At 76.0% G+C, this 1173-nt stretch carries 1 protein-coding gene and 1 pseudogene; one reads left to right on the forward strand and one right to left on the reverse strand.

The window, feature by feature from the left end; all coding sequences use genetic code 11:
- The first annotated feature begins 204 nt into the window (after positions 1 to 204).
- Positions 205 to 816, forward strand: a complete 612-nt coding sequence (locus ACFQ3T_RS36715; RefSeq protein WP_380730792.1) for an MBL fold metallo-hydrolase — start codon at positions 205 to 207, stop codon at positions 814 to 816.
- On the opposite strand, the pseudogene ACFQ3T_RS36720 reads toward ACFQ3T_RS36715, so the two are convergent.
- Positions 738 to 1173 (reverse strand): annotated as a pseudogene (locus ACFQ3T_RS36720) (DUF2334 domain-containing protein); the annotation flags it as partial. The gene ACFQ3T_RS36715 and the pseudogene ACFQ3T_RS36720 overlap by 79 nt on opposite strands.

Raw genomic sequence — 1173 nt, forward strand, 5'->3', positions numbered from 1 at the left:
CGACGCGGGCCCCGCGTTCGCCGCCGGCCTGCGGGTCCGCCCGACCGCCGACACGGCGGTGGCCACGCTGGAGTACGAACGCGGGCTCGGCGTGGACCGGCCCCGCCGCGCCGGGCTGCCGCCGGAGGTGGAGGACGCGCTTCTCGTCGCGGTGGGCGGGGGAGCCGTGTAGAACGGTCCGCACAGCCGACCGCGGGAGGCCACGTGCTGATCATCCACTTCGGACACTCGTGCCTGCTGGTCGACACCGGCGCGGCCCGGCTGCTGTTCGACCCCGGCACGTTCTCGTCCGGGTTCGAGCAGGTCGAGGGCCTGGACGCGATCCTGGTGACCCACGAGCACGCGGACCACCTGGACACCGCGAAGCTGCCCGGCCTGCGTGCCGCCAACCCCGGCGCACGGCTCGTCGCGCCGTACGACCTCGACGGCGCGGAGGTCGTCGCGCCCGGTGACGCGCTGGAGTTCGGCGGCACGGTCGTCACCGTCGTGGACGCGCCGCACGAGGTCATCCACCCGAGGATCGAGCTGCCGGTGAACGTCGGCTACCTGGTCGACCACGGCGCGTTCTACCACCCCGGCGACTCGCTCACCGTACCGGAGCAGCGCGTGGACGTCCTGGGGCTGCCCACCGCCGCGCCGTGGCTGAAGGTGTCAGACGCGGCGGACTTCCTGGCCGCGGTCGCGCCGCGCAAGGCGGTGCCGATCCACCAGGGGCTCCTGGCGGAGACCGAGGTGTTCTACCGCGTCCTGGTCGGCACCGCGCCGGACGGCGTCGAGGTGGTCGTGCTGCCCCGCGGCGAGGCGGTCGAGCTGTAGGTCGTGGGCGACGCGCCGTGGTGCAGGGCCACGTCGACGGCCTCCAGCAGCACCTCGCGCAGCCCGATCCGGTCCAGCCCGGCGGCGTCCACCCCGATGCGCACGAGCCCGCCGCGCCGGGCCGCCCGACCCGTGCTCAGCAGGTAGCCCCAGTGCTCGCCCACCATCCGCACCCGCCCGGTCCGGACCTCGCCGCTGCGCAGGTCGCGCACGCCCGCCATGTCGGCGCACACGGCGAACCGGTGCCGGCGCAGGGCGACCACGGTGCCGGGCGACGCGAGCCAGCCCGGCGGCGCGAACAGGTCCGTGGTCAACCCGAGCCGGGCCAGCGCGGCCCGCGCGGCGACCAGCCGCAGG

Source organism: Saccharothrix hoggarensis (genome assembly GCF_042678885.1).
In the GTDB taxonomy this organism is placed as follows: Bacteria; Actinomycetota; Actinomycetes; order Mycobacteriales; family Pseudonocardiaceae; genus Actinosynnema; species Actinosynnema hoggarensis.